General features: G+C 50.6%; 6 protein-coding genes and 1 pseudogene. 3 read left to right on the forward strand and 4 right to left on the reverse strand.

Going from position 1 to position 7,359, the window contains the following annotated elements; genetic code table 11:
- Positions 1–508 precede the first annotated feature (508 nt).
- Entirely contained in the window at positions 509–1,477 is a 969-nt protein-coding gene (ybiB, locus tag Q3A88_RS14285) for a DNA-binding protein YbiB (protein WP_317178142.1), read from the forward strand.
- A gap of 86 nt (positions 1,478–1,563) precedes the next feature.
- Positions 1,564–3,432, forward strand: coding sequence for a M3 family metallopeptidase (locus Q3A88_RS14290; RefSeq protein WP_317178143.1), 1,869 nt, complete (start codon positions 1,564–1,566; stop codon positions 3,430–3,432).
- A gap of 51 nt (positions 3,433–3,483) precedes the next feature.
- Here the strand turns inward: Q3A88_RS14290 and glnQ are convergent, their stop codons facing one another.
- The 4 genes from glnQ to dps form a co-directional block, all read right to left on the reverse strand.
- Positions 3,484–4,206 (reverse strand): glutamine ABC transporter ATP-binding protein GlnQ, encoded by a 723-nt coding sequence (gene glnQ, locus Q3A88_RS14295; RefSeq protein ID WP_014914973.1) that lies wholly within the window; start codon positions 4,204–4,206, stop codon positions 3,484–3,486.
- Positions 4,203–4,862 carry a glutamine ABC transporter permease GlnP gene (glnP, locus tag Q3A88_RS14300; RefSeq protein WP_010294864.1) on the reverse strand — a complete coding sequence of 220 codons (660 nt, stop codon included), beginning with the start codon at positions 4,860–4,862 and terminating at the stop codon, positions 4,203–4,205. The genes glnQ and glnP overlap by 4 nt, the downstream gene beginning before the upstream one ends.
- A 26-nt stretch (positions 4,863–4,888) precedes the next feature.
- Positions 4,889–5,635 (reverse strand): glutamine ABC transporter substrate-binding protein GlnH, encoded by a 747-nt coding sequence (gene glnH, locus Q3A88_RS14305; protein WP_010294862.1) that lies wholly within the window; start codon positions 5,633–5,635, stop codon positions 4,889–4,891.
- A gap of 390 nt (positions 5,636–6,025) precedes the next feature.
- Complete coding sequence (dps, locus tag Q3A88_RS14310) at positions 6,026–6,529, reverse strand: DNA starvation/stationary phase protection protein Dps (protein WP_014914974.1); 504 nt, start codon at positions 6,527–6,529, stop codon at positions 6,026–6,028.
- Positions 6,530–6,891: 362 nt separating this feature from the next.
- Here dps and Q3A88_RS14315 point away from each other — a divergent pair.
- A pseudogene (locus tag Q3A88_RS14315) lies at positions 6,892–7,245 on the forward strand (adenylate kinase); the annotation flags it as partial.
- Positions 7,246–7,359: the final 114 nt, after the last annotated feature.

Here is a 7,359-nt window from a genome sequence, read left to right on the forward strand (position 1 = left end):
TCTATAGGTGTTATTTTTATTCCCCCTTTATTTAATACCTCTTAGATTTAGAAAAAACTGCTTATCTGTGGTAGTGATATTTGGCACATCCGTTGCGCTAGTTACCATTCCCATACCGAGTATTGCGAAACCCTGTAATAAAATGAAAATGTCATGGGTTATGGAATATTTTTTGGCTATTCGTGTGTATCTACTACCGATCAAAGTACGGAGTGACAGAAAAAGCGCTGACTCGAACAGAATGTGAGCTGATTTTTTAGGATATAGTCAGTGAGAAAAATGTACTGCGGCGGGGTTGAAAAGGACCACCTGGTGGCGAATGTCGTCGGTGTATCAGAGAAAACTATTTATAAATACTTTCCCGCGAGTAGGAGGAACGGTGTTCCTGCCACCGACTCACGTACAGCGCGATAGCAATTTCCTTTGCGTCAGAATCACCAGAACCCCACCAAACATGTTATTTTCATTGATAAGTTCTTTACTGTGTCGCCGAAAATGAGAGGCCAGCATGGATTACACCAAAATTATCAAAGAAGTGGGGCGCGGGAAAAATCATGCGCGGGATGTCGGTCAGGCAACGGCTTATGAATTGTATAGCGCGATGCTGCGCGGTGACGTGCCGGAGCTGGAGCTCGGTGGGCTGCTGATTGCGTTTCGCATCAAAGGTGAATCGGAAGCCGAGATGTTGGGTTTTTATCAGGCGATGAACGAGCATGTGTTGCGCCTGACCCCGCCTGCGGGCTTCCCTATGCCTATTGTGCTTCCCAGCTATAACGGGGCGCGGAAGCAGGCTAACCTGACACCACTGTTGGCACTGCTGTTGGCAAAACTGGGTTTTCCGGTTGTGATTCACGGCGTCAGCGACGATCCGACCCGCGTTACCAGTGCCGAAATTTTGCGTAATCTCGGCGTAACGATAGCGGAGAATGCCGAGCAGGCGCAGCAGGAGCTTGATAACGGCAGCCCGGTCTTTATCCCTGTCTCGACGCTGTGCCCGGCTATCGATCGCCAGTTACAACTGCGCTGGCGGATGGGGGTGCGTAATAGTAGCCACACGCTGGCTAAGGTGGCGACGCCGTTTGGTGAAAGCGACGCGCTGCGCGTTGCCAGCGTTTCCCATCCTGAATATGTTTCCCGCGTGGGGACGTTTTTTAATGACATCAACGGGCGCGCACTTCTGATGCATGGCACGGAAGGGGAGGTTTACGCCAACCCGCAGCGCTGCCCGGAAATTCATTTTATTCATCAGCAAAATACCAAAGTGCTGCAGCTTCGGCAGGAGATCAGCGTCGCACCCGATGCATTGCCGATTGCGAAGGATGCCGCAACCACGGCGCGCTGGACGGTACAGTGCCTGACGGGGGAAATTGCCATCCCGCAGGCGATTCGTCTGCAACTGGCGTGCTGTCTGGTTGCCGCCGGCGAAGCGGCGACAATGGAACAGGCTGTCGCCACGATTAAGAAACGCCTCGGCTGATTGGTTTGCCGGAGCGGATTCGGACGCGGTTTACCGCGCCACTTCACGCAGCCAGGCGGCTGCCATTTGAAGAGAGAAGGAATAGCATGCAACAGGTAGCGGACTATTTTAACGCCTTGAATCGCAACTATCTTGCGGTTCATCAGGCGAAAGAAGAACTGTTTTGGCAACTGTATATGGGAACGGGCAACGATGACGTGTCCGAGCGTTTCTCCGCCGCAGAAAGTGCGTATAAGCGTTTTATTTCGCAGCCGCAGCGTCTGGCTGAGCTAAGAACCCATCTTGCGGCACTGGAAAACAGTCCGCGTAATGAGCAACAGCAGGCGCTGTCGCACGGTTTGCAAGGCTGGTATCGGTTTTTCGACTGCAATGTGATTGAAGATCCGCAGGCTCAGGCGCTGATGGATGAGATTATCACCGCCGAAAGTGCGTTATACGCCAAGCGTAAATCCTATGAAATGACACATCTGGATGCCAAAGGTGAGCGTGTTTCCGCCTCGCTCGGAGAACTGCTGACCAATCAGACGACCAATGATACCGAAGCCTATCGTCAAAGTTCCCAGCAGGCGCTGCGCGATCTTGAACAGTGGCTATTGCAGAATGGCTTCCCTGAGCTGATTTCACTGCGTAACCGTTTCGCTCGTCAGATGGGCTACCGCAACTATTTTGACTACAAAGTCAACAAGACGGAGCGGATGACGCCTGAGCAGCTTTTTGCCATCCTCGATCCTTTTGAAGATCAAACGCGTGAAGCGAATACTCGCAGCCTGAAAAATCTGGCGGATGAAAAGGGCGAAGAGGCTCTGCAGCCGTGGAATATTCGCTATGCCAGCGCGGGCGATGTGACGCGCCAGCTCGATCCCTATTTCCCTTTCTCCGCGTCGCTGGAGCGTTGGATCAACAGCTTTAAGCGTCTGCGTATTGGGTTTAACGGTGCAGAAATGCAGCTCGATTTGCTGGTGCGCAAAGGTAAATACGAGAACGGCTTTATGCATGGCCCGGTGCCGCCGTTTGTGCAGGAAGGAAAATGGGTTCCGGCACGGATTAATTTCACCAGTCTGGCAAAGCCGGATCAAATTGGTAGCGGTGCCAGCGGCATTAATACGCTGTTTCATGAAGGTGGGCACGCCGCGCATTTTGCCAATATTCGACAAAATGCGCCCTGCTTTTCGCAGGAGTTCCCGCCAACCTCAATGGCGTATGCAGAAACGCAGTCTATGTTCTGCGACAGCCTGCTGGGTGATGCCGACTGGTTAAAACGTTATGCAAAGAATGCGCAGGGAGAGACGATTCCTGATGAATTAATCCGTGCGGATATCAGCACGCAGCAGCCAATGCGAGCCTTTAGTGAGCGACACATCCTGCTGGTGCCGTATTTTGAGTGGCAACTCTATTCGTGGGACGACGAAGCGCGTACGCCAGAAGCGATGACGAAACTGGCGCGCGACACCGAGCAGCGCATTTTGGGTATTAGCGGTAGCCCACGCCCGACGCTGGCGATCCCTCATCTGCTGTCTATGGAGTCGGCGTGTTCTTATCAGGGATACCTGCTGGCATTGATGGCGGTGGAGCAGACGCGCAGCTATTTCCTGCAACGTGACGGTTACCTGACGGATAACCCGGCTATCGGCCCTGATTTGGCACAACACTATTGGCATCCGGGCAATAGCGTAAGTCACGACGATACGCTACGTAGCCTGACCGGTGAGGGCTTCAACCCCGCTTATCTGGCGCAGGCCTGTAATCTGACGGTTGATGAAGCCTGGCAACAGGCAGAAGGAATGATGGCGAAGGCGGCAGCTCGTCCTCAGCCTGCTGCAGATTTCGATCTATCTGCGCGTATTCGCGTGGTCGATGGTAGCCGCGTGCTGGCGGATAATGAACAGAGCGACGAGAAGATGTGCCAGGATTTCGCGGCGTTTATTGAACGAGAATATCCGCGTTTGCAGGCATAACGTTCGCTGGCATCATAAGTAAGAGAAAGGGGGCGAAAGCCCCCTTGTTGATCAAGATACGTGTTGCAGGAATTCACGCAGACGGTCGCTGGGTGGATTCGTAATCAGCGTTTCCGGGTCGCCATCTTCTGCGATGCGGCCTTTATCAATAAAGATCAGACGCGAAGCCACTTTATGGGCAAAGCCCACTTCGTGAGTGACGATGACCATCGTCATGCCTTCTTCGGCCAGATCTTTCATGACGGTCAGCACTTCATGACGCAGTTCCGGGTCGAGTGCCGATGTCGGCTCATCAAACAGCATTAGCTTCGGTTTAACCGCTAACGCACGGGCGATAGCGACACGCTGCTGTTGACCGCCGGAAAGCTCGGAAGGGTAATGATGCGCGCGTTCTGACAGACCCACTTTCGCCAGTAATTCCAGCGCCAGCTTCTCGGCATCGGCTTTACTCGCGCCGCGAACCCGAATAGGGCCGAACGCGACGTTTTCCAGCGCGGTAAGATGCGGGAACAGATAAAACTGCTGGAACACCATCCCGGCTTCCTGACGGATTAAACGCTCGTCAACGCGCGGATCGTTCACTTTCAGGCCATCAACAACCAATTCGCCGCTGGTAATTTCTTCCAGCTTGTTGATGCAGCGCAGCAGCGTGGATTTACCCGAACCTGAAGGCCCGATGATGACCACAACTTCACCCTGACCGATGGTGAGATCGATATTGTGTAAGACCTGTGTCTTGCCAAAGTGTTTGGATACGTTTTTAAATTCAATCATATAATCTTAAGTCTTCTTTCCAGACGACGCAGAATAAAGCTGAGGATCAGCGTGATGCACAGGTAAATAATGGCAACCGCAGTCCAGATTTCCAGCGCACGGAAGTTGCCCGCGATGATTTCCTGACCTGAACGCGTGAGTTCAGCTACGCCGATGACAATAAACAGTGACGTATCTTTGATGCTGATAATCCACTGGTTACCCAGTGGCGGCAGCATGCGACGCAGGGCGAGTGGGGCAATCACATGGCGTAACGTCGCGCTGCGAGACAGCCCAAGCGCCAGACCCGCTTCACGAAAACCGTTATGAATCGACAATACCGAGCCACGGGTGATTTCCGCGATGTAAGCACCAGAGTTAATCATGATGGTGACGACGGCGGCGGCAAAAGGGTCGATTCGTACGGACGTGAAAATCATTGGCAAGGCGAAGTAAATAAACATCACCTGCACAACGATCGGGGTGCCGCGAATAATTTCAATAAAAACGAGCGAAATGCGGCTGGAAAACCAGCCGCCGTAGGCGCGGGCAAAACCCGCGACCACGCCAATCACCAGGCCGCCAAGCAGACCCAGAACAGAAATCAACAACGTCATTTTTGCCCCTTCCATCAGGAGGGGAAGAGAAGGCCAAATGGCGCTCCAGTCAAACTGCATGGAATATCTCCAGATTAAATCGGCAATTACTTAGGTTCTACGCCAAACCACTTCTTGTAGATCTCAGCATAAGTGCCGTTTTCACGCAGTGTTTTCAGGGCGCCATTCACTTTTTCACGCAGCTCGTTGCTGCCTTTCGGGAACGCGATGCCGTATTGCTGGGCTTTAATGGAATCACCTACCGCTTTAAACTGGCCGTTGCCTGCGGTTTTGATGAAGTAGAGAATATTTGGTGTATCGTGCAGCACGGCGTCAGCACGGTTGGTGCCCAGTTCCATATAGGCATTGTCGATGTTCGGGAACTGGCGCAGATCTTTGGTTTTGATATTGGCTTTCGCGTAATCAACGGAACCGGTGCCGCTCTTCACTGCCAGCACTTTACCTGCCAAATCCTGCTCGCCTTTGATGTCGTTGTTGTCTGCTTTGACCATTACCAGCAGGCCGCTGTTGTAATAGCCGTCAGAGAAATCGATTGCTTTTTTGCGCTCTTCAGTAATCGTAATGCCTGCGAGTGCCAGATCGATGTTACGTGTTTGCAGTGCAGGAATAATGCCGCCGAAGTCCATTGGCTTCAGGGTGTACTTCAGGTTGAGCTGTTTAGCGATAGCATCCCAGAGGTCGATGTCAAAACCGACGTACTTGTCGCCTTGTTTGAATTCAAAAGGGACGAAAGCGGTGTCTGTAGCGACAATCAGTTCTTTCTCAGCAGCATAGCTAGATACGCTCATCATCAGCGTCAGTGCAGCCAAAGAGGCCTTAAGTAGTGATTTCATTAAACCCTTCCTATTAGCAGTTGTGGGAGCTTTTTGTTTTACAGGCGTTTTAAGCATAGTACATCGTACGAAAGTGAAACCTGAGTCAGTTACCCTGCGCTGTGCTTAACCTGTTGCTTTATTTATTACCTTGCTAGCGGTGAAATTTTCACCTCCGATTCGCTCAGGCAAGGCGCTGCTATGATTAACTGATTTACAGGAGGGAAACAACCGTTGATTAGCGTTATGGCCAATTAATACGGGCAAAAGCTAATTTTTTGAGCGTCTTAACGGATAAAATGCGTGATTTGTGCGGGTTATGCCAGAAAAGAGGGCGGCTTGAGTCGGGAGATTGGCGGAAAAAAGGCTGCCTAAGCAGCCTTGAACGCGTTCGCGGGGTGATAACGTCGACTATTCGATGTTTGATTCAATGAACCACAGGAACTGATCCAGATCGCGTGATGCGGCGGTTAGAATATCCGCAGAGGCCTCATCTTCCGTTTTACCAATGGCTTTGCGTACGTTGTTGGCAACAATCGCATAGCGTTCGGCCAGCGCTTTCAGATGATCCTGAACACTATGGATAGTGGTTGGGTAGCTTTTCAGTGAGGTTTGTTTACCCACGACTTGCACAGTACCCAGAGCAACGCCGCCTATCTGCACCACGCGCTCGGCGATGGTATCCTGATGGTCAATAATCGAGGTGCGGAAGCCATCCAGCATTTCATGAACGGCGATGAAGTTTGCACCGCGCATGTTCCAGTGCGCCTGTTTGGTAATCAATGACAGGTCGATGAAATCAACAACCAGTTGGTTTAACAGCGCGATCGTCGAGGTCTTAACGCTATCGTCCAAATCATTACGAGTGTAAAGCAGTTCGGACGGTACTGATTTCACGAGTTTAGCGGTAGGCATAATAGTATCCTCTCTTTAATTATTGATAGTCTTTCTGTTCAATGTGATTAATTATAGCAGTGATAAAAATTAATATTGAAAAGAATTACCTATCAAATGGATAGCTATAGCATAACGATGATGTGGGTATTTGTAGTCAGGATTTATCTGATATCAATAATGTGCCTGCGGTGATGTCAGGGTAATATTTTAATTACCGCTGAAACATAATGTCATATATTGATAAATGTCATTACTGGCTAGGTGAAAATAGTTATTATTCTCCGCTATTTCTTAAATAGAATGACCGCGTAATTTTCTTCTTAACATGTATCGTTTTCTTCTTAAAATATCGTGTGTACGAGTAAAAGGGGTCGTGGCGAATGAGAGTGAATATTATTGGCACCAGCGGAAGTGGCAAATCTACGCTTGCGCGTCGCTTGTCTGACAAGCTGGCCATTCCGTACGTTGAGATGGATGCGTTGTTTTGGCTTAAGGACTGGCAAGAACGGACGGATGCCGATTTTTTTCAACGGCTTGAAAACGCGCTGGGGCCTGAAAACTGGGTGCTGGATGGCAACTATAATCGAACGCGTGATATCAAATGGCGCAATGTTGATGTCGTGATTTGGGTCGATTACAGCTTTAGCCGTACGCTTTTTCAGGCAGTACGGCGTGCCTTTCTTCGGGCATGGCGTAAAGAGGAGCTCTGGAGCGGCACGGGTAATAAAGGGTCACGTATTCAACTCGGTGATCGTCAGGTAGAATGTTCATCTGTTTTCCTAAATATTTAGAAGAAGAGCCTGATGGCAACGGTTGAGGTAAAATGCCCGTTTTGTGAGCAAACAGAC

Source organism: Pectobacterium sp. HCp5_1, assembly GCF_032905925.1.
Taxonomy (GTDB): Bacteria; Pseudomonadota; Gammaproteobacteria; order Enterobacterales; family Enterobacteriaceae; genus Pectobacterium; species Pectobacterium brasiliense_A.